At 75.4% G+C, this 24,318-nt stretch carries 20 protein-coding genes and 1 pseudogene; 7 read left to right on the top strand and 14 right to left on the bottom strand.

Annotated features, from left to right (window positions below; genetic code table 11):
- Positions 1–5: 5 nt before the first annotated feature.
- The 4 genes from ACOBQU_RS34195 to ACOBQU_RS34180 all read right to left on the bottom strand — a co-directional run bounded on the left by ACOBQU_RS34195 (position 6) and on the right by ACOBQU_RS34180 (position 4,195).
- Positions 6–671 carry a response regulator gene (locus ACOBQU_RS34195; protein WP_423632636.1) on the bottom strand — a complete coding sequence of 222 codons (666 nt, stop codon included), beginning with the start codon at positions 669–671 and terminating at the stop codon, positions 6–8.
- Positions 668–1,933 carry a sensor histidine kinase gene (locus tag ACOBQU_RS34190; protein WP_423632634.1) on the bottom strand — a complete coding sequence of 422 codons (1,266 nt, stop codon included), beginning with the start codon at positions 1,931–1,933 and terminating at the stop codon, positions 668–670. Before ACOBQU_RS34190 ends, ACOBQU_RS34195 begins: the two co-directional genes overlap by 4 nt.
- A gap of 298 nt (positions 1,934–2,231) precedes the next feature.
- Positions 2,232–2,735 carry a response regulator gene (locus ACOBQU_RS34185; RefSeq protein ID WP_423632632.1) on the bottom strand — a complete coding sequence of 168 codons (504 nt, stop codon included), beginning with the start codon at positions 2,733–2,735 and terminating at the stop codon, positions 2,232–2,234.
- 257 nt (positions 2,736–2,992) lie between these two features.
- Complete coding sequence (locus ACOBQU_RS34180; RefSeq protein ID WP_423632630.1) at positions 2,993–4,195, bottom strand: geranylgeranyl reductase family protein; 1,203 nt, start codon at positions 4,193–4,195, stop codon at positions 2,993–2,995.
- Between the two features lie 162 nt (positions 4,196–4,357).
- On the opposite strand from ACOBQU_RS34180, the gene ACOBQU_RS34175 reads away from it, so the two are divergent.
- Together ACOBQU_RS34175 and ACOBQU_RS34170 are read left to right on the top strand one after the other, a co-directional pair.
- Positions 4,358–5,716 (top strand): dipeptidase, encoded by a 1,359-nt coding sequence (locus ACOBQU_RS34175; protein WP_423632628.1) that lies wholly within the window; start codon positions 4,358–4,360, stop codon positions 5,714–5,716.
- 102 nt (positions 5,717–5,818) lie between these two features.
- On the top strand, positions 5,819–6,727 hold the full coding sequence (locus ACOBQU_RS34170; protein ID WP_423632626.1) for an NmrA family NAD(P)-binding protein: 909 nt from the start codon (positions 5,819–5,821) through the stop codon (positions 6,725–6,727).
- Between the two features lie 94 nt (positions 6,728–6,821).
- Here ACOBQU_RS34170 and ACOBQU_RS34165 read toward each other — a convergent pair whose 3' ends face one another.
- A complete protein-coding gene (locus ACOBQU_RS34165; protein ID WP_423632624.1) occupies positions 6,822–7,916 on the bottom strand; it encodes a helix-turn-helix domain-containing protein in 1,095 nt (364 codons plus the stop codon).
- Positions 7,917–8,093: 177 nt separating this feature from the next.
- Between ACOBQU_RS34165 and ACOBQU_RS34160 the strand changes: the two genes are divergently transcribed.
- On the top strand, positions 8,094–8,816 hold the full coding sequence (locus tag ACOBQU_RS34160; RefSeq protein ID WP_423632622.1) for an MBL fold metallo-hydrolase: 723 nt from the start codon (positions 8,094–8,096) through the stop codon (positions 8,814–8,816).
- A gap of 182 nt (positions 8,817–8,998) precedes the next feature.
- On the opposite strand, the pseudogene ACOBQU_RS34155 reads toward ACOBQU_RS34160, so the two are convergent.
- A pseudogene (locus ACOBQU_RS34155) lies at positions 8,999–10,056 on the bottom strand (NUDIX domain-containing protein).
- Positions 10,057–10,357: 301 nt separating this feature from the next.
- Here ACOBQU_RS34155 and ACOBQU_RS34150 point away from each other — a divergent pair.
- Complete coding sequence (locus ACOBQU_RS34150) at positions 10,358–10,747, top strand: STAS domain-containing protein (protein WP_423632620.1); 390 nt, start codon at positions 10,358–10,360, stop codon at positions 10,745–10,747.
- A gap of 747 nt (positions 10,748–11,494) precedes the next feature.
- Here the strand turns inward: ACOBQU_RS34150 and ACOBQU_RS34145 are convergent.
- The 3 genes from ACOBQU_RS34145 to ACOBQU_RS34135 are packed head-to-tail and all read right to left on the bottom strand — an operon-like array spanning position 11,495 to position 13,949.
- Positions 11,495–12,790 carry a nucleotidyl transferase AbiEii/AbiGii toxin family protein gene (locus tag ACOBQU_RS34145; RefSeq protein ID WP_423632618.1) on the bottom strand — a complete coding sequence of 432 codons (1,296 nt, stop codon included), beginning with the start codon at positions 12,788–12,790 and terminating at the stop codon, positions 11,495–11,497.
- Positions 12,787–13,542 carry a hypothetical protein gene (locus ACOBQU_RS34140; RefSeq protein WP_423632616.1) on the bottom strand — a complete coding sequence of 252 codons (756 nt, stop codon included), beginning with the start codon at positions 13,540–13,542 and terminating at the stop codon, positions 12,787–12,789. Before ACOBQU_RS34140 ends, ACOBQU_RS34145 begins: the two co-directional genes overlap by 4 nt.
- Positions 13,539–13,949, bottom strand: a complete 411-nt coding sequence (locus ACOBQU_RS34135; RefSeq protein ID WP_423632614.1) for a MerR family transcriptional regulator — start codon at positions 13,947–13,949, stop codon at positions 13,539–13,541. The genes ACOBQU_RS34140 and ACOBQU_RS34135 overlap by 4 nt, the downstream gene beginning before the upstream one ends.
- A gap of 59 nt (positions 13,950–14,008) precedes the next feature.
- On the opposite strand from ACOBQU_RS34135, the gene ACOBQU_RS34130 reads away from it, so the two are divergent.
- Positions 14,009–14,929 (top strand): NAD(P)-dependent oxidoreductase, encoded by a 921-nt coding sequence (locus ACOBQU_RS34130; protein WP_423632612.1) that lies wholly within the window; start codon positions 14,009–14,011, stop codon positions 14,927–14,929.
- Between the two features lie 82 nt (positions 14,930–15,011).
- On the opposite strand, the gene ACOBQU_RS34125 is transcribed toward ACOBQU_RS34130, so the two are convergent.
- Together ACOBQU_RS34125 and ACOBQU_RS34120 are read right to left on the bottom strand one after the other, a co-directional pair.
- Positions 15,012–15,530 (bottom strand): DUF732 domain-containing protein, encoded by a 519-nt coding sequence (locus tag ACOBQU_RS34125; RefSeq protein ID WP_423632610.1) that lies wholly within the window; start codon positions 15,528–15,530, stop codon positions 15,012–15,014.
- Between the two features lie 164 nt (positions 15,531–15,694).
- A complete protein-coding gene (locus tag ACOBQU_RS34120; protein ID WP_423632608.1) occupies positions 15,695–16,666 on the bottom strand; it encodes an ROK family protein in 972 nt (323 codons plus the stop codon).
- An 857-nt stretch (positions 16,667–17,523) separates the two neighbouring features.
- On the opposite strand from ACOBQU_RS34120, the gene ACOBQU_RS34115 reads away from it, so the two are divergent.
- Positions 17,524–18,603 carry a LacI family DNA-binding transcriptional regulator gene (locus ACOBQU_RS34115; protein WP_423632606.1) on the top strand — a complete coding sequence of 360 codons (1,080 nt, stop codon included), beginning with the start codon at positions 17,524–17,526 and terminating at the stop codon, positions 18,601–18,603.
- Between the two features lie 28 nt (positions 18,604–18,631).
- On the opposite strand, the gene ACOBQU_RS34110 is transcribed toward ACOBQU_RS34115, so the two are convergent.
- The gene (locus ACOBQU_RS34110; protein ID WP_423632604.1) at positions 18,632–20,425 is read right to left on the bottom strand and encodes a protein kinase domain-containing protein; all 1,794 of its coding nucleotides are present in this window, start codon (positions 20,423–20,425) and stop codon (positions 18,632–18,634) included.
- A 160-nt stretch (positions 20,426–20,585) separates the two neighbouring features.
- Positions 20,586–21,902 (bottom strand): DUF6986 family protein, encoded by a 1,317-nt coding sequence (locus ACOBQU_RS34105; protein WP_423632602.1) that lies wholly within the window; start codon positions 21,900–21,902, stop codon positions 20,586–20,588.
- A 487-nt stretch (positions 21,903–22,389) separates the two neighbouring features.
- Here ACOBQU_RS34105 and ACOBQU_RS34100 point away from each other — a divergent pair, with 487 nt between their 5' ends.
- Complete coding sequence (locus ACOBQU_RS34100) at positions 22,390–23,283, top strand: endonuclease/exonuclease/phosphatase family protein (RefSeq protein ID WP_423632600.1); 894 nt, start codon at positions 22,390–22,392, stop codon at positions 23,281–23,283.
- A gap of 60 nt (positions 23,284–23,343) precedes the next feature.
- On the opposite strand, the gene ACOBQU_RS34095 is transcribed toward ACOBQU_RS34100, so the two are convergent.
- A complete protein-coding gene (locus tag ACOBQU_RS34095) occupies positions 23,344–24,306 on the bottom strand; it encodes an electron transfer flavoprotein subunit alpha/FixB family protein (RefSeq protein ID WP_423632598.1) in 963 nt (320 codons plus the stop codon).
- Between the last annotated feature and the right edge of the window lie 12 nt (positions 24,307–24,318).

Genomic DNA, 24,318 nt, shown 5'->3' with positions numbered 1-24,318 from the left:
GCGGCTCAGCCGAGCCAGCCCGGCCGGACCAGGCCCGACTCGTAGGCCAGGACGACCAGTTGGGCCCGGTCCCGGGCGCCCAGCTTGACCATCGTGCGGCTGACGTGGGTCTTGGCGGTGAGCGGGCTGACGACCAGGCGGCGGGCGATCTCCTCGTTGGACAGGCCGATGCCGACGAGGGCCATCACCTCCCGCTCCCGCTCCGTGAGGTGGGCGAGGGCGTCGGCGGCCGCCGGTTCCTTCGAGCGCGCGGCGAACTCCGCGATGAGGCGGCGCGTCACCCCGGGCGACAGCAGGGCGTCCCCGGCGACCACCGCACGGACCGCGCGCACCAGTTCGTCCGGCTCGGTGTCCTTCACCAGGAAGCCCGACGCGCCGGAGCGGATCGCCTCAAAGACGTACTCGTCCAGCTCGAACGTGGTGAGCATGACGACCTTCACACCGTCCAGGCCCGGCTCGCCGGTGATCTGGCGGGTGGCGGCGAGCCCGTCGAGGAGCGGCATGCGGATGTCCATCAGGACGACGTCGGGCCGCAGTTCGCGCACGCCGCGCACGGCCTCCTCGCCGTCCGCCGCCTCGCCGACGACCTCGATGTCGCGCTGGGCGTCGAGCAGCGCCCTGAACCCGGCGCGGACCAACGACTGGTCGTCGGCGAGCAGTACGCGGATCACTGGTCCTCCTGGGGAGCGGGGGCGGACGCGGGCCCCGTCGGCAGTACGGCCGTGACGCGGAAGCCGCCGTCCGCGCGCGGGCCCGCCTCGATCGTGCCACCGAGGGCGGCGGCCCGCTCCCGCATCCCGGCGAGCCCGTTGCCGCTGCCGCCCGCGTCCGCGCCGGTGGCGGGACCGTCGTCGTCGACGCGCAGGGTCACCTGCCCGGCCGCGTGGCGCACGCGCACCCGGGCCTGCCGGGAACCGGAGTGGCGTACGACGTTGGTGAGGGCCTCCTGGACGATGCGGAAGGCGGCGAGGTCGGCGCCCGGGGGCAGCGGGGCGGGCTCGCCCTCGGTGGTGACCGTGACGGTCAGGCCCGCGCCACGGGCCTGCTCGACGAGTTCGGGGAGGCGGTCGAGGCCGGGGGCGGGGGCGCGCGGGGCCGGGTCGCGGGCGGTGGGCGGGCGCAGGGTGTCGAGGACGTGCCGGACCTCGCCGAGCGCCTCCTTGCTGGCGGCCTTGATGGTGGTCAGGGCGGTGCGGGCCTGTTCGGGGTCCGAGTCGAGCAGGGCGAGGCCGACGCCCGCCTGGACGTTGATGACGGAGATGCTGTGGGCGAGGATGTCGTGCAGCTCGCGCGCCATGCGCAGCCGTTCCTCGTCCGCGCGCCGCCGGGCCGCCTGTTCGCGCTCGGCGCGCTCCTTGGCCCACTGCTCGCGCCGGGTGCGGGCCAGTTCGGAGACGGCGACGGTCGCCACGACCCAGAGGGCGATGACCAGTTCCTCGCTCCAGGAGGGCGCGGAGTCGCCCCCGGGCGGCAGCCAGCGGTACAGCACCTGGGTCACCAGGACCTGCCCGGCCCACCACAGGGCGACGGCGCCCCACGCCGCGTATCGGTGCCCCGCGACGACTGCCGCGAAGCAGCTGACCGCGACGGCGAGCAGCACCGGCCCGTACGGGTATCCGGCGCCGAGGTAGACCACGGTGACGGCGGCGGTGGTGTAGGCCACCGCCACGGGGTGCCGGTGGCGCAGCAGCAGGGGCAGTGTGGCCGCGAGCAGCAGGGCGCGGGCGAGGCCGTCGGGGGTCTCCCGGTCGGGCTGGTTGTGCGCGGCGAAGCGGGTGCCGACCTGGGCGAAGAAGGTGAGCAGCAGGGTCGTCAGCCAGGGCAGGCGGCGCGAGGACTCCTCCCGCAGCCGCCACCACGGCGGCCCCTGCCGCCACCAGGGCGGCCCGCCCGCCGCCGGGCGCCCCTCACGGCGTTCGCGCTGCTCATCCATACCGCCACGCTAGACGGCGGCGCGCGCGGCGGGCGTCCACCGGGCGTGGCGATCAGGCGTACTCCCCTGGGAGTACGCGGGGGCTGCGGGCCAGGGGCGCCTTCCGGGGTCGTGTCCCGGCGCCCTGGCACCGGCGGCCCCATCCCTCGGCTACGGCGCCGCGGCAGCCGGTCACGCGGGGCTGCGGCAACCGGTAACGCGGGAGCGCGGCTACCGGTCACGCGGGCCCGCAGCAGCCGGTCACGCGGGGCCGCCGCAGCCGGTCACGTGGGGCCGCGGCCGGGCCCCCGCCCCGCGCTCAGTCCTTCGGCACCGACCGCTGACGCGGGCGCGGGCGCGGTGCGGGCTGGGCGGGCACGCGGGCCGTGGCCCCGGCGCTGGCCCTCAGTTCGTCCAGCTCCCGCTGGATGCGGCAGGTCCGCTCGTACGACTCGTACAGGTAGCGCACCTTGGTGCGCAGGATCCAGGGGTCGATGGGCTTCACGACGATGTCGGCGACGCCGAGGCCGAGGGCTGCCGAGGACAGCTCGTGGCTCACGTCGAAGCCGGTCAGCAGGACGACGGGCAGCTGCTGGGTCTGCTCCACGCGTCGGCAGTACCGCACCACGTCCAGGCCGCTGACGCCGGGCATGCGCATGTCGAGCAGGGCGACCGCCACATGGCCGCGCAGTATCTCCTTGAGGGCGTCGTCCCCGTTGGTGGCCCGCGTCGTCTCGTACCCGAGCGGGGCGAGCGCGCTCTCCAGCGCGAACAGGTAGTCCTCGTGGTCGTCGACAACGAGGATCTTCGAGTTCGACGGCATCGTGTGGAGTCCCCTCGTCCGAGTAACCAGCCTATGCCCCCCGCGAGTTGGAAAAACCTTCCTGCTCCGAGGGAGGGGTTTCTCTTTCATCACAGTCGACACATTCACCCCACAGAACCCGTCCGCCCGCCCCGCTTCAGGGGGACGGGCGAACGCGCGGTGAACGCCGGGGGGCGTGCCGCACGGGGCCCCCGGGGACCGGGGGCCGCGTCAGGCGGCGGGGCGGGCGGCGACGGCAGGCGGCGAGGGCGGGCGGGCTAGCGGTCGAGCCTGCTGAGCACCCGCCCGGCGACCGGGTGCGTGCGGACGATCTCGCCGAGCGTGGTCGTGCCCCGGGTGATCTTCATAAACGCGTGCCACGCCGGGCGGAAGCCCGTGAGGGCCGTGTGGAAGAGGCCGGGGCGGCGCTCGAAGACCGTGAGCAGCCGACGGCCGACGGCCATCTCGACGCCGAGGCCCGCCTTGATCGCGAAGGCGTAGTTCAGCGCCTGGCGGCGGGCGTCCACCGCGTCGTGCGCCTCGGCGATGCGGACCGCCCACTCGCCCGCGAGCCGCCCGGAGCGCAGCGCGAACGAGATGCCCTCGCGGGTCCACGGCTCCAGCAGGCCCGCGGCGTCCCCGCAGACCAGGACGCGGCCGCGCGACAGCGGCGAGTCGTCGCTGCGGCAGCGCGTCAGATGGCCCGAGGAGACGCTGGGCTCGAAGCCCGCGAGGCCGAGGCGGGCGATGAAGTCCTCCAGGTACCGCTTCGTGGCGGCGCCCTCGCCGCGCGCGGAGATCACGCCGACCGTCAGCGTGTCCCCCTTGGGGAACACCCAGCCGTAACTGCCCGGCAGCGGGCCCCAGTCGATCAGGACGCGGCCCTTCCAGTCCTCGGCGACGGTCTCGGGCACCGGGATCTCCGCTTCGAGGCCGAGGTCCACCTGGTCGAGCTTCACCCCGACGTGCGCCCCTATGCGGCTCGCGCTGCCGTCGGCGCCGACGACGGCGCGGGCCAGGATCGTCTCGCCGTCCTGGAGGACGACGGCGACCGTGCGCCGGTCGGGCACCGCGGGGCCGTGCTGCTCGACGCGGGACACCGTCACTCCCGTGCGCAGCTCGGCGCCCGCCTTCTGGGCGTGCTCGACGAGCCGCTGGTCGAACTCGGGGCGGTTGATCAGGCCGAAGAGCGTCTTGCGGGAGCGGCGGGTGCGGCCGAACCGGCCGTCGAGGGTGAACGTCACCGCGCCGATCCGGTCCTTCAGGGGCAGGTCGAAGCCCGGTGGCAGCGCGTCGCGGGAGGGGCCGATGATGCCGCCGCCGCACGTCTTGTACCGCGGCAGGTCGGCCTTCTCCAGCATCAGGACGCTGCGTCCCGCGACGGCTGCCGCATAGGCCGCCGAGGCTCCCGCCGGGCCCGCGCCGACCACGACGACGTCCCACACCTGCCGCGCGTCGTCCGCTGAGTTCTCGCTGCTCACGTTGGCCTTCCGCTCCCGCTCCCGCTCTTGGCCGCGCCGACCGTACTTCCCTGCGCTACTCACCTGGGCTTCCGAGGCATCCTACGGCGCACGCCCCGCCGACCCTCCTGTGGGAGGATCACTCACACCCTGCCCAACGTCGCACCCACAAGGAGCGTGCCCATGCCGTCGCATCCGATCGCCGAGACCGTCGCCTCTCTCATGCCGCGGGCGAAGGCGGAGCTCACCGAACTGGTGGCCTTCAAGTCGGTGGCGGACTTCGAGCAGTACCCGAAGAGCGAGAGCGAGGCCGCCGCGAACTGGGTCGCGGACGCGCTGCGCGCCGAGGGCTTCCAGGACGTGGCGCTGCTGGACACCCCGGACGGCACGCAGTCGGTCTACGGCTACCTGCCGGGCCCCGAGGGCGCCCCGACGGTGCTGCTGTACGCGCACTACGACGTGCAGCCGCCGCTCGACGAGGGCGCCTGGGCGACGCCCCCCTTCGAGCTGACCGAGCGCGACGGCCGCTGGTACGGCCGGGGCAGCGCGGACTGCAAGGGCGGCGTGATCATGCACCTGCTCGCGCTGCGCGCCCTCAAGGCGAACGGCGGGGTCCCCGTCAGCGTGAAGTTCATCGCCGAGGGCTCGGAGGAGCAGGGCACGGGCGGTCTTGAGCGGTACGCCGAGCAGCACCCGGACCTGCTGCGCGCCGACACCATCGTCGTCGGCGACGCGGGCAACTTCCGCCTCGGCCTGCCGACGGTCACCGCGACGCTGCGCGGCATGACGCTGGTCCGCGTCCAGATCGACACCCTGGAGGGCAACCTGCACTCTGGCATGTTCGGCGGGGCGGCCCCGGACGCGCTCGCCGCGCTGGTGCGGGTCCTGGACTCGCTGCGCGCCGAGGACGGCTCGACGACGGTCGACGGCCTGGACGGCGACGGCGTGTGGGAGGGCCTTCAGTACGAGGAGGCGGACTTCCGCGAGGACGCCAAGGTCCTGGACGGCGTGGAGCTGATCGGCGCCGGTTCGGTCGCCGACCGCATCTGGGCGCGCCCGGCGGTCACCGTGCTCGGCATCGACTGCCCGCCGGTGGTGGGCGCCACGCCGTCCGTGCACGCGGGCGCGCGGGCGCTGATCAGCCTGCGGGTGCCGCCGGGCGTGGACGCCGCCGCCGCGACGAAGCTGCTGCGCGCCCACCTGGAGGCGCACACGCCGTGGGGCGCCCGCGTCACCACGGAGCAGGTCGGCCAGGGCCAGCCCTTCCGCGCGGACACCGGCAGCCCCGCCTACGCGGCGATGGCGGCGGCCCTCAGCGAGGCCTACGACGGCAAGGAGATGCAGGCCTCCGGCATGGGCGGCTCGATCCCGCTGTGCAACACGCTGGCCGCCCTGTACCCGGAGTCGGAGATCCTGCTCATCGGCCTGAGCGAGCCGCAGGCGCAGATCCACGCGGTGAACGAGAGCGTGTCTCCGGAGGAGCTGGAGCGCATGTCGGTCGCCGAGGCGCTGTTCCTCCAGCGGTACGCGGCCGGGAGCTGACCCCCTCCCCCGGCCGGGCCGGGGGAATGTACCGGCGGCCGGGTGGTGTTGGCGCGGACACGGTTCTTGATCGTGTCCGCGCTCGCGCTTGTGGAGGGTCCCATGACTGTCCTGGTCACCACGCCGAACGGTGCCGTCGGGCGCCATGTGGCGGCGGCGCTGCGCGACCGGAGCGACGTGCGGTTCCTGGTCCGCTCCGAAGCGAGCGCCCGCGCCCTTGGGGCGGTCCGCGGCGAGGTCGTACGGGGTGACGCCACCGTCGCCGCGGACGTGCGGCGCGCGGTCGCGGGCGTCGACCGGCTCTTCCTGGCGCACCCCTACGCCGCGGACCAGGTGGCCGCGGAGACCGCCGTCGGGCTGGCCGCGGTCGCGGCCGGGGCGCGCCGGGTGGTCAAGCTCGGCGCCCGGCCGTTCGCCGGTCCCGGGATCGTGCCGGACGCCGTCACGGGCGCCCACGACGAGGTCACCGCGCGGCTGCGCGCGGCCGGTGTCCCGGAGCTGACGGTGCTGCGGCCCGACCGCTTCCTGGAGAACTTCCTGCCCTCGGCGGCGGCGATCGCCCAGGGCACGCTCGCCGACCCCGCGGGGGCCGCCGGGGCCCGGGGCTACGTCGACGTGCGCGACATCGCGGAGGTCGCCGTGGCGGAACTCCTGGCGGAGCGGCCGGTGGGCGGCGAGATCGACCTCAGCGGCCCGGAGTCCCTGACGCTCGCCGACCTCGCCGACCGGTTCGCCGCGGCGCTCGGCCGCCCCGTCCGGTACGTCGACGTGCCGCTCGACGAGGCGTGGCGTGCGGGGCTCCTGGACCGGGGCGTACCGCCCGGGGTCGTCGACGGCCTGCGCGACCTGTACGCGAACTACCGCGCCGAAGGCGTCGCCGGTCTCGGCGACGGGGTGCGGCGCGTGCTCGGCCGCGCGCCGCGCTCGGCGGCGGACTTCGCGCGCGAGGTCCTCGTGCCCGCGGCGGCCGGGGCGGGGCTGCCGCGGGCGCCGGAGGCGCCACGGGCGTGAAGCCCGGGACCACCCTCGCGGCCCCGGGCCTCGGCTCCCCCGGCCGGGCACCTCGGGGAAGGGCTGTTCGCGGCCCCCGGGTGCCCGCTCGACATCACGGTGCCGGGCCGCGCCCCGTCATGTCGTTGGCACCGAGCGCACGACCGCTTGGCATCGAGCGCAGGGAGCGCACGGGGCGCACCGTGCGCAGAGGTGCGCACACGGCGCCCGCCGGGCCCTGCGGGGCGCGCCGCAGTTCGCTGGGCGGCAGCCCGTAGGCGGCGCGGAAGGCGCGGCTGAAGTCGGCGAGCGTCCGAAAGCCCCAGCGCGCGCTGATCTCGCCGATCGTCCGGCCGCGCAGACGCGGGTCGAGCAGGTCGGCCCGGCACCGCTCCAGGCGGCGCCGCCGGATCAGGGCGGCGACCGTCTCCGGCTGGGTGCGGAACAGCAGGTGCAGGGCGCGTACGGAGATGTGGTGGTGCTCGGCGATGGCGGCCGGGCGCAAGCCGGGGTCGCCCAGATGGCGCTCGATGAACGCGCGGACCTTGGTGAGCAGCACGCTCTCCCGGGTCTCTACGGAGAGGCCGGATACGGTGTCGGCCTGCCCCGCGACGAACGCGAGGGCCAGGTCGAAGCCGATGGCGCCGAGCCGCTCCAGCTCCGCCGGGCCGCAGCGGGCCGCGTTGTCGCGCACGCCGGACAGGTAGTGGCCGAGCAGCGCCCCCGCCGGGGAGCGGGCGTCGAGCGGGGCGCCCAGGAGCCGGTCCACGCGGTCGTACGGCAGCCCTACGGAGGCGCGGGGCAGCCGCATCAGGGTGACCCGGGTGTCCCGGCCCTCGTCGAGGAACTCCGCCGCCAGCGGGTGGGACGTGTCGAACAGGCCGATGTCCCCGGCCCCGACGCGCACGGTGTTCCGCCCCTGCTCCAGGTGGATCGGGCTGCCGTGCGCCAGGAACAGGAAGTAGTCCTCCGGGTCGTGCCGCTGGATGTGGGTGCGCCGGCGCCGCGACGACATCGGCGACACGGACAGCGCGGACACCTCGGCGGCGGCCGTGAGCACCGAGTGCCCGTGCCCGTGGAAGCGTTCCGCGTACGGGCTGCTCATCGCCGTGGGCATGGTGACGTGCTTCATCAGCTGGCCCCACCACTCGAAGCGCAGTTCCAGCGGCACGTCGTCCGTGGACACGCTGGTGACCGTTGCAGAGCACATCCACCGATCGTCCCGGGACGACGTGTACGGGAGGAAGACACCGCCCGGACAGATCACCACGGGGCGCCGCGGGCGGCTCGGCCCCCGGCGCGCGGCGCCCTCTGCCGAGGGCAGAACCCGTATGCCGCCAGCGAAGTGACGGCCCGCCAGGGGCGCCGCCCCGCTTACGGTCGCCGCATGAACCCCGTAGAGATCATCGAGCTGACGCCCCGACTCCACCTCCTCCGCTTCGCCGTGGGCCAGGCGTACTTGTGGCGGGACGACGACGGCCTCGCCCTCGTCGACGCGGGTACGCCCGGTTCCGGTGCGCACATCGCGGACGCGATCCGCGGGCTCGGGCTGCGCCCGGAGGACGTACGCCAGGTGGTGCTCACGCACTTCCACGGCGACCACTGCGGCGCCGCCGGTGAGGTGGCCGCGCTGACCGGCGCGACGGTGTACGCGCACTCCCTGGACGCGCCGATGGTGCGGGGCGAGGTGCCGGGGCCCGCGCCGGTCCTGGAGGACTGGGAGGTGCCGATCTTCGAGCACGCCGCGAAGCTGGCGCCGACGCCGACCGAGCAGCACGTGTACGCCGCCGAGCTGCGGGAGGTGGCGGACGGCGACGTCCTCGACTTCGGCGGGGGCGCGCGCGTGGTGGGCGCGCCGGGGCACACGGCGGGCAGCATCGGCGTCCACCTGCCGGAGCACGGCGTGCTGTTCACGGGCGACGCCGTCGCACGCACCCCGGAGCACGGCGTGCTGCTCGGCGTCTTCAACCAGGACCGGGAGCGGGCGGTCGCCTCCTTCCACCGGCTCGCCGCGCTGGAGACGGAGGTGGCGTGCTTCGGGCACGGGGACGCGGTGACGCGGGAGGCGGCGAAGGCGCTGCGCACGGCCGCCGCGCGGTACCCGGCGTGACCTGAGGCCGAGCGGACCGGGAGGCGGCCCGGCTGTTCATCAGGAGACGGGCCGTCAGGGGCACACCCCTAGGAGGAGGGCCGCACGCCGCGCCCCGGGCGCGCCACCCCGTTCACGCGCCCCGTCGCGCGCACCCAGCCGCGTACCCGGCCTCGTACCCCGTGGCGCGCGTCGGCGGCCGTTCAGTCGCCGACCGGCTCCCCCGCCTCCAGGTACAGCGCCTGCCCCCGCTCCCGCGCGCGCAGCGCCCACCGCAGCCGTGCGTAGCGCACCGGGGGCAGCAGCCCGGCCGCCTCCTCCTCGGTGACGAAGCGCCAGGCGCGCAGTTCGGGGCCCGGGAGCAGCAGGCCGCGGGCGTCGGCGCTGTCGAGGACGCCTCCGTCGAAGAGCAGGCGCATGCCGCCGTACCCGGGTGGGGCGGGCCGCTCCCAGTCGGCGACCAGGAGCCGGGGGATCTTGGTGAGCTGGAGGCCGGTCTCCTCGGCGACCTCGCGCACGCCCGCGTGCGCGGGGGCCTCGCCCCGCTCGACGACGCCGCCGGGGAACTCCCAGCCCGCCTTGTACGTGGGGTCGACGAGCAGGACCCGGTCCTGCTCGTCGAAGAGCAGGACGCCCGCGGCGAGCGTCTCCGCGGTCGGCTCCGGCGTCTGCACGATGTCGCACGCGGCGGCGACCCCGGTGCGCACGGCGTCGGCTATCCGCTCCGCCGTCTCGTACGGGGTCAGGAAGCTGGTGTCGACGTGGTGGGCGTCCGCGGCGAGCCACGCGGTCGGCGCGGCGCGGTAGGACTCGGCACGGTAGGGCTCGGCACGGCCGAGCGCCCCTGGCACAAGCCCGGTGCGCCGCCGGGCGGGCCCGGGGGGACCTCACGCCGGGACGCGCGTTCGCGCAGGATCGTTTCCTCCGTGACCAGCAGCACGTGGTGGACGGGGATCCGGCGCGCGGCCAGACCGCCGAAGATCTCGTCGCGGTACTCCTGCCGCAGCAGTGTCATCGGCACCACGAGGACGCCGCCGACCTCGGCGAGCAGCCCGGCCGCCGTGTCGATCACCAGGCGCCGCCAGAGCGGCACGTCCTGGAAGTCGCCCGCCTCGGCGAGGCGCTTGGCGGGCAGCAGGTGCGGCAGGGTGCCGCCGATGACCTCAGGGTCGAAGAGCGTGCTGTTCGGGATCAGCTCGATCAGTTCCCGGGCGGCGCTGGTCTTGCCCGCACCGGGCGTGCCGTTGATCCAAACGATCACGATTCCCCCTCTTCTGTTGGCCCCCAGTGGCTTGCCCGCAACACAGTGCCACGGAAACCAGCCGCCGGGGACGCCGACCGCGCCCCGGTCAAAAGCAGCCACATCGTGTCAAGTCCCTCAGGTCAACTTCCCCCCATCGAGTGACACCCGCCCCCTACGAATCGTTCCCGCACTCCATGGCGGCGCCCCGCCCGCTAGCGTGATCCACCAGGCACCCCGGCCCCCGGTGACCTCCTCGTTCCGGTTGCTTCACGCATCCGCCCCGGTCGGCACTCCGCCGGGGCCCGCCCTGGGGGGATTAGTGCATCAGGACGAACTGAGCGAATTCGCGTGCGAGGTTCCCGCCCTGCCGCCTCGGGTGTACGCGTCCGGGGACGCGGTCGTGGTGGAACTGCGCGGCGAGGTCGACCTCGTGGGCTGCCAGCGGGCGGCGCCCGTCCTCGACCCCGTGACCGCGGGCGGCGCCGGGACCGTCGTCATCGACCTCACGCACACGACGTTCCTCGACTGCTCCGCCCTGTCCCTGCTCATGCGGGCCTGGCGCCGGGTCGTCACGCGGGGCGCCAGGCTGCGGGTGGTGTGCCCGGACCCGATGGCGCTGCGGATGATGGGCATCACCGGCGTACGCATGACGCTCGCGCCGGTGCCGTCGGTGCGGGAGGCGCTCGCACGGCCGGAAGGGGACCCGTGAGCCCGCGGCCGGAACGGGGCCCGTGCGGGCGGCGCCCGGAGCGGGGCCGTGCACGCGTGGCCGGATCACGACGGGTGAACGCCCGCGCCCGCGCCGCCCGCCGCCCCGCACGCCCTTCCCACGCGGCACGCCCCCGCGCGAGCGGGGCGGCCCCTCACCGGCCGGGGTGCGGCGCCGCGTGAGCCGGGGTGCGGGCCGTACGAGGCGGGGTACGGCGCCGCACGAGGCGGCGCGGTCGCGCGCGGGACGGAGCGTGGGGCCGCGCGAGCCGGTGTGAGGCGCCGCGCGAGGTGCGCACGCCCCTGAACGTGAGGTGCGCACGCCCCTGGACGAACCGGGGACGAACCGGGAACAAGCCGCGGACGAGGCGCCCCTCATGCCGCGAATTACGCCGCGAAGCGGCCCCTCGTCGCGAGCGGCCGCTCACGCGAAAGGGCGGCCCCGCCCGGGGCCGCCCCACGGTTGCGCTTCAGGACTGCGGCCGCTTGCCGTGGTTGGCCGCGTGCTTGCGGCGGGCCTTCTTCTTGCGGCGTCGCCTCGACGACATGAGCACGCTCCTCTCCCGACCGACTACGGGAACCACCCCAGGGGCTTCTGGGGGCTTTTCCACCCTTTCACACCCCTGTCGCCCTCGCGATTTCGCCGCCACTTTCGCACCCTCGCCGTCCTTGCGACGCGCCGCCGCTCTCACACCCCCGTCGCCTCGCGATGCGCCGCCCGTGCGGCGCCCCGCCGGATCGCCCGGGCTCAGCGGAGTTCCGTCAGCGCCCGCGGTCCCCGCCGCGGGTCCGCGCGCCAGAACGCCCACGCCTCGTGCCCCGCGAGCACCGCGTCCAGGGCACCCTCCAGGCTCAGCTCCGCCCGCCCCACCGTCTCGCGCAGGACCACCACGGCCGCGAGCAGCCCGTCCCGGCCGCTGGCCGCGAGGTGGCCGAGCCCAGGGGCCGGGTCCGCCGCCCCGTCCGCACGCGCGGCCTCGATCAGCGGGTGCAGCCAGCGCACCGCGCGCGCGTAGGCGGGCTCCCCGGGGCGGACCGCCTCGGCGAGGAACGGCCCGAGGGCGTGGGCGAGCCGCGCCTCGTAGAAGTCCGCGCTGTGCCGCACCCACGGGTGCTCCCTGGTGAAGTGCTGCCACTCCCACCGCACGCGCATCCCGTCCACCCAGTCGGGCCCCGGAGGCCGCAGCCCGTCCTCGCCCGCGTGCACGAAGGCGGCGCGCACCGTGGCGTAGTCGGGCGGGGCGTGCTCGGCGAGCAGCACCGCGTCGTAGAGGTCCTTGCCCTGCGGATGGAGGTCACCGCGCAGCCACAGCAGCTTCCAGGCGAGGGACAGGCCGGGCGTCACGGTGAGCGCGCGGCAGCCGGGGCCGTCGCCGAGGGGCCGCAGCTCGGTCCGCTCGGCGGGCACGGGCAGCGTCTCGTTGAAGACCACGTCGAGCTGGACCGTGCCGCCCGCCGTGCCCGGCGCGGTCCACGGCAGCAGCATCCGCCGCCCCGGCACCCGGTCGTACGTCCAGATGTCCTCGGTGACCGCGCCGCCCGCGTCGATCCGCACCGGGCCCGCCCCGGCCGCCGCGGCGGCGTCCCGCGCGACGTCCTGGAACAGCGTGGCCGTGCGCGGGTCGTCCACGCCCAGGTCCTTGGGTACGACGACGAAGTCGAGGTCGCCCGGGTCGCGGGCCGCGGCGCCGAACCAGGTGGCGAGCAGCACGCTGCCGCGCAGCACGAGGTGGTCCGCCCAGGGCCCGGAGGCGACGGCGGCGAGCACCACGTCGAGGGCGGTGCGACGGGCGCGGCGCCAGGCCCGCGCGGCCCGCGGGTCGGCGAAGCGGGGCTCGCCCGCGCGGTAGGCGTTGGCGAGGTGCTTGAACGCGGGGTCGAAGACGAGGGGCTGCGCCACGCCGTCGGGGGCGGGCAGCAGCGTGCGCGGCAGCTGCTGGCGCCGCCGCGTCTCGGCGCCCGGTTCGACGTGGGGGACGTCGTGGCGGGTCCACAGGCGGGTCCAGGGGGCGTCGTCGGGCACCGGCGCGTGGGGCGCGGTCACGGGGCGGCCTCCGGTGCGGCCCCGGTGGCGAGCCATCCCTCGTCGAGGCCGAGGTTGCTGTCGTACAGGACGAACTCCCGCTCCACTTCGAGGAGTTCGAGCCCGGCGCCGCGCAGGTCGGCGAGCAGGGCGGTGAGCCGGGTCTCGGCGGTGGCGCGGCCCACGCCGTGGCAGCGCTGGGTGACGAACCGCTCCTCGCGGCCGTCGGCGCGCCGACGCCGGGCGTTCCAGGAGACGTGCGCGGCGTGCGGGACCGCGAGGGCCACCAGCGCGTCGCGGTCGTAACCGGCGGGCAGGAGCAGCTTGACGTGGTGCTCGAAGTGGCGCGCGGGATCCTGGTCGGCGGCGGCCGCCCCGTCGTCCTGCGGCACGCCGTCCGCCCAGGGCGCGGCCTCCGCCTTGACCCGTACCGCGCGGAACCCGGCACGGGCGAGCGCGGCCACGGTCCGTTCGGCGGCGTCGAGTTGACCGGCGGCGGTGCCGGTGGCCCGCCGCGTCACCATGGGCTGGGAGCGGGCCGTGCCGCGGGCGAGGACGATGTGCGTGAAGCCGAGCCCCTCGGCCGCCGCCCAGCGGGCGAGCCGGTCGACGTCGTGGGTGGGGCAGTCCACGGTGATGTGCGTCTCCACGGGGCCGTGCGGGTCGGGCGCGCCCACCGGTCCGCGCACCTCGGGCACGTCCTGCCGACGGCGCGCCTCAGGGGCACCCGGCAGCCCGGGTGCCGTGCGCGCGGCCCGCGGCGGCTGGCTCAACGGGCCGCCGCTTCCGTCGCGTAGCAGACCTCGGGGCCCGCCGGGGCGCCCGCCGCGACGGGCCCGGCGGCGATGATCGCGTCCAGCCGGTCGCGCGCGGCCAGCAGGTCGCTGATGGCGTCGTCGATCCGGCCGCGCTCCCGGTTGAGGTCGGTGAGCATGCCGGAGCAGGCCGGGGCCAGCGCGTCGCCGTCGTCGACCATGCAGGGCAGCAGTTCGGCGATGGTGGCGGTGGTGAGCCCGGCGGCGAGCAGGACGCGGATCCCCCGCACGGTGGCGAGGTCCGCCTCCTCGTACTCGCGGTATCCGCTGGGCCGTCGGCGGGGCCGGAGCAGACCCTGCTCCTCGTAGTAGCGCAACAGCCGCTGGCTGACTCCCGTCCGGCGGGAGAACTCCCCCATGCGCATGTGATGACCACCACGTCCCATTGACTCTCACATCGGTGTGAGACAGCAGTCTAGGCCGCATGACCACTGACAACACGGCGGTTTCAGCCGCCTCCACGACCCCCGCGCCCTCCCCCGTCACCGTGATCGGCCTCGGGCCGATGGGCCTCGTCCTCGCCGAGACGCTGCTGGCCAAGGGCCATCCCACCACCGTCTGGAACCGCACTCCCGCCAAGGCCGACGCCTTGGTCGCCCGGGGCGCCGTCCGCGCGGCGACGGTCGCCGAAGCGGTGGCCGCCAGCCCGGTGACGGTGCTGTGCCTCAAGGACTACGCCGCGCTGTACGAGGTGTGCGAGGGGGCCGGTGCCGCGCTTGCGGGGCGGGCGCTGGTGAACCTCAACTCCGGTACGCCGAAGGAGGCGCACGCGGCCGTCGCGTGGGCGGCCGAGCGGGGCGCCGCCTACCTCGACGGCGCGATCATGGTGCCGCCGCCGCTGGTCGGGCGCCCCGACGCCGTGTTCCTATACAGCGGCGCGCGGGAGGTCTTCGACGAGCACCGCGCGCTGCTCGCGTCCCTGGGCGACCCACGCTACCTGGGTGCCGACGCGGGCCTCGCGGTGCTGTACAACACGGCGTTGCTGGCCATGATGTACGCGACCATGAACGGCTACCTCCAGGCGACCGCCCTCGTCGGCTCGGCCGGGGTCACGGCCGTGGACTTCTCCGAGCTGGCCCTCGGCTGGTTCGCCCCGGCCGTGCTCGGCCCGATGCTGCCGACGTACGCCCCGCAGCTCGACGCGGGCGCCTACCCCGGCGACCTCGGCACCCTGGAGATGAACGTGAACGCCCTGGAGCACATCCTGCGCACCAGCGAGGAACAGGGCGTCGCCACCGAACAGGCCCGCCTGGCCCACGAGATCGCCGTACGCGCGGTCACCGCGGGGCACGGCCAGGACAACTACATGTCCGTGTTCGAGGTCGTGAAGCACCGCACGGCGTGACCCCGCGCACGGCCCCGTGGCGGTCGGCCACCCGAAGCTCGACTTCGCTGCCGCGTCCCTGATACGGGGATGAGGTGGGCCCTCAGTGGTCCGTGACCGGCGGGGGCCCGCCGCGTGCCGTGTGCTGGGGTCCGCACAGCACCGAGCGCACGGCGGCCACGATCCGCCCGGCCTGCTCGTCCGTGAGGCGCGGCACGGCGCCATCCTCGTACCGCGTCCGCGCGTTGGCCCGGACCGTCTCCGCCCGCTTGCCGTCCCTGAGGTCCCGGCAGACGGCGCGGGCGCGGCGCACGGCACGGTCCTCGTCGGCCGTCAGGCCCGGCTCGACGGCCCCGAGGGCACGCAGCAACCGCGCCGTCCGGACGGGGTCAGGCGACGGGACGCCACCGCCCCTGGCGGACGGCGTCGGCCGCGCCCTAGGCCGCGCGTTCTGCGCGCGCCACCCGTCGGGGTCGACGGACTCCGTCGCGGACGGCCTGGGCCCGCGCTTCGCCTCGTCGGCCGTCGAGCCGTCCTCCCCGCCCCCGACCAGGCTCGCCAGGCCACCGAGTGCGAGCGCCGCCGCGCCGCCGACGAGCCAGGCGCGCTTCGTGCGTTCCATGCCCCTCCCCTGCCCTTGTTCCGCCCCCGTCTTGGTCACCCGGGCCGTGCTGCTGGGCGCGGGCCCGCACATGGTGAGCACGGTTCCGGCGCGGCCGGGAAGCGGGGCGACCTATCGGCGTGTACCGGCGCATATCCCCCCCCGCGCGAACGGGCGCCTGCCGCTCAGCTGTTCACGGCCGGGCGGAGACGTTCCGCCGGAGTGCCGGGGAACGCCCGCAGCGCGGCCGCCGCCGCGCCCACCAGGCCCGCGTCCGTCCCCATCAGCGCGGGCGCGACCGTCAGGTTCCGTACGAACGACAGCGCCGCGTAGTCGCGCAGGGCGCGGCGCAGCGGGGCGAACAGGGTGTCGCCCGCCTTCGCCACGCCGCCGCCGATCACCGCGATGTCGATCTCGACGAGCGTGGCGGTCGCGGCGATGCCCGCCGCGAGGGCCTGGGCCGCGCGCTCGAAGGACGCGGTCGCGACCGGGTCGCCCGCGCGGGCCGCGCGCGCCACGGCCGCCGCCGACGCGTCGCCGTCGGGGCCCGGCCGCCAGCCCTCGTCCAGGGCGCGCCGGGCGATGTTCGGGCCGCTCGCGATCCGCTCGACGCAGCCGCGCGCACCGCAGGGGCAGGGGTCGCCGTCGAGGTCCACGCTGATGTGGCCGATGTGCCCCGCGTTGCCGGTGGGGCCCGGGTGCAGGGAGCCGCCGAGGACCAGACCGCCGCCGACGCCGGTGGACACCACCATGCACAGCGCGTTCTCGTGGCCGCGGGCGGCGCCCTGCCAGTGCTCCGCGGCCGTCATCGCGACCCCGTCGCCCACCAGCTCGACCGGCAGCCCGCCGGTCAGCTCCCGCACCCGCTCCACCAGCGGGAAGCCGCGCCAGTGGGGGACGTTGACGGGGCTGACCGTGCCCGCCGACGCGTCCACGGGGCCCGCGCTGCCGATGCCGACCGCCCGGACCTCGCCCCAGGACCCGTCGCCCACCAGCTCGCCGATGACCTCGGCCACCGCCCGCATCACGGTCTCGCCGTCCTCCCGCGCGGGCGTGGGCCGCTGCGCCCGCCGCCGTATCCGGCCGTCTCCGTCCACCAGAGCTCCGGCGATCTTGGTGCCGCCGATGTCGAGCGCGGCGACGAGGTGCGTGGGCATCAGTGTCAGATCTCCTGGTGAAAGGTCCGTCCGCAAAGCGCGGCCCACAGTCTCTCGCGCACCTGACAACGTTGTCCAGGCTCTACGCCCGGTGTCCTACGGGTTGTCCTGCCGGACGGGCTGGCGGGTGGGTTGCCCTGCCGGGCGGGCAAGCGGTTGCCCTGCCGGGCGGGCACGCAGGCGGGGTGTCCTGCCGGACGGGCACGGGGTGTCCTGCCGGACGGGCTCACAGGCAGAGCAGAGAGCGAAGCGGCAGAGCGAAGCGGCAGAGCGAAGCGGCAGAGCGAAGCGGCAGAGCGAAGCGGCAGAGCGAAGCGGCAGAGCGAAGCGGCAGAGCGAAGCGGCAGAGCGAAGCGGCAGAGCGAAGCGGCAGAGCGAAGCGGCAGGCAGGGGCCAGGGCCGGGACCGGGACCGGGGCCAAGGCCCGGCGTCCGGGCCGGTGCCGGGCGTCCGGGCCGGGGTGAAGGGAGAGAGACCGGCGTGCGGAGAGTGGGCCCGCGCTCCCCCCACCCGCCACCCGCAAGCCAACCCCAGCGCAACCGCTCAAGCCCGTCCGGCGTTTGAGGACGAGCGCGCCAGCGCGACGAACCGACCCCCACCCGCCACCCGAAGACAAACACCCACCCCACCAAGCCCGTCCGGCGATTGAGGACAAGCGCGGGAGCGCGAGGGAAGGGCGGGTGGGTGGGACGAAGCGGCAGCCGCCAAGCGGGCGGAGCCCGACCCGCACAAGGCCAGGGGCCAGGAAACGGCAGCCGCCAAGCGGGCGGAACCCAACCCGCACAAGGCCAGGGGCCAGCGACAGTGGAACACTGAACGCCCTACCTCGCACTGGACGACAGACAGGACAGCGCCCCGTGGCCGAAACCGCCCGCACCCCCGTCTCCCGCACCCGTGCCGACGGGATCCCTCCGGCGGACTCCAGGAGCCGCTACGGCAACCGCCCGACGATGAAGGACGTCGCCGCCCGCGCGGGCGTGGGCCTGAAGACGGTGTCCCGCGTCGTGAACGGCGAGCCGGGCGTCACCCCCGACACCGAGCGCCGCGTCCAGGAGGCCATCGACGCCCTCGGCTTCCGGCGCAACGACAGCGCACGGGTGCTGCGCAAGGGCCGTACGGCCAGCATCGGCCTCGTACTGGAGGATCTCGCCGACCCGTTCTACGGGCCGTTGAGCCGCGCGGTCGAGGAGGTCGCGCGGGCGCACGGGGCGCTGCTCATCAACGGTTCGAGCGCCGAGGACCCCGACCGGGAGCAGGAGTTGGTGCTGGCGCTGTGCGCGCGCCGCGTGGACGGCCTGGTGATCATTCCCGCGGGCGACGACCACCGCTATCTGGAGCCGGAGATCGCCGCGGGCGTCGCCACGGTGTTCGTGGACCGTCCGCCGGGGCGCATCGAGGCGGACGTGGTGCTCTCCGACAGCTTCGGCGGCGCCCGGGACGGCGTCGCGCACCTCATCGCCCACGGGCACACGCGCATCGGGTTCATCGGCGACCAGCCGCGCATCCACACCGCCATAGAGCGCCTGCGCGGCTACCGGGCGGCGATGGCGGACGCGGGCATCGAGGTCGACGAGTCCTGGGTGTCCCTCGGCGCCACGGACCCGGAGCGGGTGACCCGCGCCGCCGAGTCGATGCTGGCGGGCCCCGCGCCGGTGACGGCGGTCTTCGCGGGCAACAACCGCGTCACGGTCACCGTCATCCGCGTCCTGGCCGCCCTCCCCCGCCCCGTCGCCCTGGTCGGCTTCGACGACATCGAGCTGGCCGACCTGCTCGACCCGGGGGTGACCGTCGTCGCCCAGGACGCCGCCCAGTTGGGCCGCACGGCGGCCGAGCGCCTGTTCCGCCGCCTGGACGGCGCGCCCGGCGCCCCGGAGCGGGTGGAGCTGCCCACCCGTCTGATCACCCGGGGGTCGGGCGAACTGCCGCCGCGGAACTGAGGATCCGGCGCCCGTCCGCGGGGCCCGGTCAGCAGACCGGCAGGCCCGGCACCGGTTTGTCGTTCTCGCCGCCCTGGATGTAGACGTCGCTGATGTACACGTTCCTGTTGCCGCTGTCGTCGTCCGTCCTGGCCCACCAGACGTTGGTCCACCGGCCAGAGGTCTCGCGGCGGCCCAGGTTCCGCTGGCAGTAGAAATAGTTGGTGCCCGCGTTGAGGACACCGGCCTGGGCGCCCGCGGCGGTGTACGACGTGGCCGTGCGCCACACCGTGCAGTCGTACTTGCCGCCGCCCGCCGGGTGGCACGCCGGGGTCTCGGAGCCGCCGGAGGAGCCGCCGCCCTTCGGCGGCTTGGACGCCGAGGCGGAGGGGCGTGCGTCGGGCTCGTCGGAGGAGTCGCGGCCGGTGGACGGCTTCTTGTCGCCGTCCCCGCGGTCCTTCCCCTCGTCGCCGTCGCGTCCGCCCCTGCCGTCCTTGTCGCCCGTGTCCGCGTCCCGGTCCTTGCGCGGCGCCTTCGAGGTGGCGTCTCCCTGTTCGGACGGCTCGGCGTCGTGGTCGTCGCCCAGCGTGCCGCGGCTGGCGGCGGAGCCGGGCTCGGCCGTGGCGTCCGGCTCGTCGGTCCCCTGGGCCGCGCTGTCCTTGTCGTCTCCGCCGCCCAGGGCCGCGACGGTCACGCCGGTGGCGGCCAGTACGGCGGCGACGGCCGCGGCGGCGAGGAGGGCCGTGCTCCGGCCCTTGCCCTGGGCCCTGCGGGAGCGGGCGGCGGCGGCCCGGGTCGGCTCGGGGGCGGTCGGCGCCGGACCGTAGGGCGCGGGCTGCGCGGCACCGTACTCCGGAGACTGCGCCGCTCCGTACGCCGGGGGCTGTGGCGGGCCGAAGCCCGGCGGCGGGGCGCTCGGCACGTGAAGCTCGGTCGGCTCCCGGGGTATCCGCCCGCCCGGCGCGGGCGCGGGGGACGGCAGCGGTGCCCCGGAGGCCACGGCCTCCAGCAGCCGCCGTGCCGCGTCCGCGTCCGGCCTGGCGCCCGGGTCCTTGTCCATCAGCTGCCGCAGCGCGGGCGCCAGCGGGCCCGCGCGCCGCGGCTCGGGCAGCGGTTCGACCACGATGGCCGTGAGCGTGGACCACGTCGACGTGCGCCGGAACGGCGAGGCGCCCTCCACGGCCGCGTACAGCGTGGCGCCGAGCGCCCAGACGTCCGAGGCCGGGCCCGGCTCCTGGCCCTGCGCCCGCTCGGGCGCCAAGTAGTCCAGGGAGCCGACGAGTTCGCCGCTGCGCGTGAGGTGCGTGGCCGAGCCGTCGCCCGGGTCGTCCATGGTGGCGATGCCGAAGTCGGTGAGGACGACGCGGCCGCCGGTGCCCAGGAGGATGTTCCCGGGCTTCACGTCGCGGTGCAGGACGCCCGCGCGGTGCGCCGCGGCGAGCGCGTCCATGACCTTCGCGCCGATCGCCGCCGCCGCGCCCGGGTCGAGGGTGCCGCGCTCGCGCAGCACGTCGTCCAGGGACGGGCCGTCGACGAGTTCCATGACGATCAGGGGGCGCCCGTCGACCTCGGCCACGTCGTGCACGGCGACGACGCCGGGGTGGCGTACGCGGGCGGCGGCGCGCGCCTCGCGCTGCATCCGCAGCCGCAGGTCGGCCAGTTCGGGCCCGGCGGTGTCCGTATACGTCCGCAGTTCCTTGACCGCGACCTCGCGGTGCAGGACCTCGTCAACCGCGCGCCACACGACGCCCATGCCGCCGCGCCCGAGCTGCCCGAGCACCCGATAGCGCCCGGCGAGCAGCCGACCGGTCCCGTCCGCCTGTTCCTGATCCCCCGAAGACACCGCTGCCCCGTTCCTGTGCCGCCGTCGTACGGAGTCGTACGGACGTGCCGATGTGTTGTGGCGTACAGGTTAAGGGGCGCGTGTGACAGGTGTGACCGGGGTCGCGCGCCCCCTGCCGTCCGGGGCCGGGGGGCGCGTCGGTGCCCGAGGGGCGGGCGCGCTACTTCGCCGACGGCGTCAGGTCGCCCCGGCGCGGCCCCGCGTACGTCTGGAGCCCGGCGAGCGTCAGGCCGGTCAGGCGGGTCACCTCCGCGGTGTCGAGGGCGCCGCAGTCCAGGCCGCGCAGCAGGTACCCGGCGAGGGCCTTGGCGGTGGCGGGCTCGTCGGCGATGTCGCCCGCGGTCCTGCTGGCGTAGGCGGCGAGGCGGGCGGCGGCCTGCTCGAAACCCTCGCGGTAGAAGGCGAAGACGGCGGCGTAGCGGGTGGGGATGTGGCCGGGGTGCATGTCCCAGCCCTGGTAGTAGGCGCGGGCCAGGGCGCGCCGGGTGAGGCCGTAGTGCAGCCGCCAGGCGTCGTGGACCTGGGCGGTGGGGCCGACCGGCAGCACGTTCGTGGAGCCGTCCGACACGCGCACGCCGGTGCCCGCGGCGGCGACCTGCATGACCGCCTTGGCGTGGTCGGCGGCCGGGTGGTCGCTGGCCTGGTAGGCGGCGGAGACACCGAGGCAGGCGCTGTAGTCGAAGGTGCCGTAGTGCAGGCCGGTGGCGCGGCCCTCGGCGGCGTCGATCATGCGGGCGACGGTGGCGGTGCCGTCGGCGGCGAGGATGGACTGGCTGGTCTCGATCTGGATCTCGAAGCCGATCCGCCCGGGGGCGAGGCCGTGGGCCTTCTCGAACGCGTCGAGCAGCCGCGCCATCGCGGTGACCTGCTCCGGGTACGTGACCTTCGGCAGCGTCAGGACCAGGCCTTCGGGCAGTCCGCCCGCCTCCATCAGGCCGGTGAGGAAGACGTCCAGGGTGCGGATGCCCCGGTCGCGCACGGCGGCTTCCATGCACTTCACGCGGATGCCCATGTACGGGGCGGTGCTCCCCGGGGTGCCGCCGGTGCCGCTGGCGAAGGCCTCGGCGATCAGGCGGGCCGCGCGGGCCGCGTCGGCGTCCTCGTCGGCGTCGGTGCGCCCGCCGTAGCCGTCCTCGAAGTCGACCCGCAGGTCTTCCACGGGCTCGCGCTCCAGCTTGGCGCGCACGCGCGTGTAGACGGGCTCGGCGAGGTCGTCGGAGAGGCCGAGGACGGCGGCGAAGGAGGCGGCGTCGGGCGCGTGCTCGTCGAGCGCGGCGAGCGCCCGGTCGCCCCAGGAGCGGATCGTGTCGGCGGCGAAGGCCTCGCCGGGTACGTACACGGTGTGGACGGGCTGACGGGTGCCGGGGTCTCCGGGGTAGCGGCGTTCGAGCTCGGCGTCGACCGGCGCGAGCGCGGCGCTGACGTCCGCGCTGACCGCGTCCGTGAGGCTCGTGGCCACCTTCTCCTGCTGACCCATGCGTGCACCCTCCACCTTCGTCATGAGGCGTTCGCGCGCACGGGATCGCGCGCGTCACCGCGCGCGCGTGGCGCGCGCACCTCGTCCGCCTCGTGCGTCTTGCGTGTCTCGTATATCTCGTGTGTCTTGTGTGCCTTGTGCGCTGCGTACGTCTCCCGCGCTCCACGCGCGCCACGCGTCGCGGCCCATGCTGTCCGTGCCGCCCAGGCCGCCCAGGCCGCTCGTGCCGCGCTGGCGGCCAGGGCGGTGTCCGCGCCGACGGTACGACTGACGACACGTTTTCCGGCTGCCGGAATCCCGCATCCGTATAGTGAAGTTATCCGGGCGCCTTCCCGCTGGTCAACACCCTCTCGCGTACCGGCCCCCCGAAGTTCACGCACGTCTCAGATGGTGCTCCCACACTTCCCTGGGCGCATGCCGACCCGACCGGGACCCGCTCCGCCCCGCCCCCCCCGCGACCCGACCGCGACCTATCGAGGGAGACCGCGTGCCGACCGACACCCCAGTGACCCGCCGCTCCGGCCTGCGCAGCGCCGTGGCCGTCACGGTCCCGCTGCTCGCCACCGCGCTGGCCGCGGCCCCGGCGCACGGCATCGAGCGCCCGGGGCGCCGCTTAGAGGTGATGTCCTTCAACCTGCGCTACGCCAGTGACATCCCGCCCAACTCCTGGCCCGAGCGCCGCCCCGTGACCCGCGAACTCCTGCGCCGCGCGCGCCCGCACGTCATCGGCACCCAGGAGGGCCTCTACCACCAGGTGCGGGACATCGCCGAGGACCTGGGCCAGCACTACGCCTGGATCGGCACCGGCCGCGCGGGCGGCAGCCGGGACGAGTTCATGGCCGTCTTCTACGACACGCGCCGCCTGACGCCCGTCGCCTACGACCACTTCTGGCTCTCGGACACCCCGGACGTGGTGGGCTCCAACACCTGGGGCGGCGGCTCGATCCGCATGGTCACCTGGGTCCGCTTCCTCGACCGGCGCACCGACCGCGAGCTGTACGTCCTCAACACGCACCTGGACAACGCCAGTCAGTACGCCCGCTCCCGCGCCGCCCATCTGATCTCCGACCGCCTGTCGGCCCTGGACCGCACCCTGCCGAAGATCGTCACCGGTGACTTCAACGTGGCGGCGCACAAGAACCCGGTCTACGACACGATGCTCAAGGCGGGCCTCGTCGACACCTGGGACGCCGCCGACGAGCGCGGCAAGCCGTACGCCACGTTCCACGGCTACAAGCCGCTGGTCCCCGACGGCGACCGCATCGACTGGATCCTGGCCTCCCCCACCGCGCGCGTGCACGCGGCGGTCATCAACACCTTCTCGCTGCACGGGCAGTTCCCGAGCGACCACCTGCCGGTGCAGGCCAGCCTGACGCTGTGACGTGCGCGGCCCCCGCCCCGCGACGGGCGCGGAGACGGGGGCCTGCGGGAGCTGCCGGGGTCAGCCCTTGCGGGACTTGACCTCCTCGGTCAGGGCCGGGACGACCTCGAAGAGGTCACCGACCACGCCGTAGTCGACCAGGTCGAAGATCGGGGCCTCGGCGTCCTTGTTGACGGCCACGATGGTCTTCGAGGTCTGCATGCCCGCGCGGTGCTGGATCGCGCCGGAGATGCCCGCCGCGATGTAGAGCTGCGGGGAGACCGACTTGCCGGTCTGGCCGACCTGGCTGGAGTGCGGGTACCAGCCCGCGTCCACCGCGGCGCGGGAGGCGCCGACGGCCGCGCCGAGCGAGTCGGCCAGGGCCTCGATGAGCGCGAAGTTCTCGGCGCCGTTGACACCGCGGCCGCCGGAGACCACGATCGCGGCCTCGGTCAGCTCGGGGCGGCCGGTGGACTCGCGCGGGGTGCGGGAGACGACCTTGGTGCCGGTGGCCTGCTCCGAGAAGGAGACGGCCAGGGCCTCCACGGCGCCCGCGGCCGGGGCGGCCTCGACCGGGGCCGAGTTGGGCTTGACCGTGATGACCGGGGTGCCCTTGGTGATGCGGGACTTGGTGGTGAACGCCGCCGCGAACACGGACTGCGTGGCCACCGGGCCCTCGTCACCGGCCTCCAGGTCGACGGCGTCGGTGATGATGCCGGACTCGATGCGGACCGCGAGGCGGGCCGCGATCTCCTTGCCCTCGGTGGACGACGGCACGAGCACGGCGGCCGGGGACACGGCCTCGTACGCGGCCTGGAGGGCGTCCACCTTCGGCACGACCAGGTAGTCGGCGAACTCCGGGGCGTCGGCGGTGAGGACCTTGACCGCGCCGTGCTCGGCGAGCGTGGCGGCGGTGTCGGCGGCACCGGCGCCGAGCGCGACGGCGACGGGCTCGCCGATGCGGCGGGCGAGGGTCAGCAGCTCAAGGGTGGGCTTGCGGACGGCGCCGTCCACGTGGTCGACGTAGACGAGAACTTCAGCCATGGGACTTCAATC

This window comes from Streptomyces sp. G45 (assembly GCF_049542095.1).
Taxonomy (GTDB): Bacteria; Actinomycetota; Actinomycetes; order Streptomycetales; family Streptomycetaceae; genus Streptomyces.
Note: the sequence above shows the minus strand (reverse complement) of the source record. Positions and strands in the feature narration are given on the sequence as shown.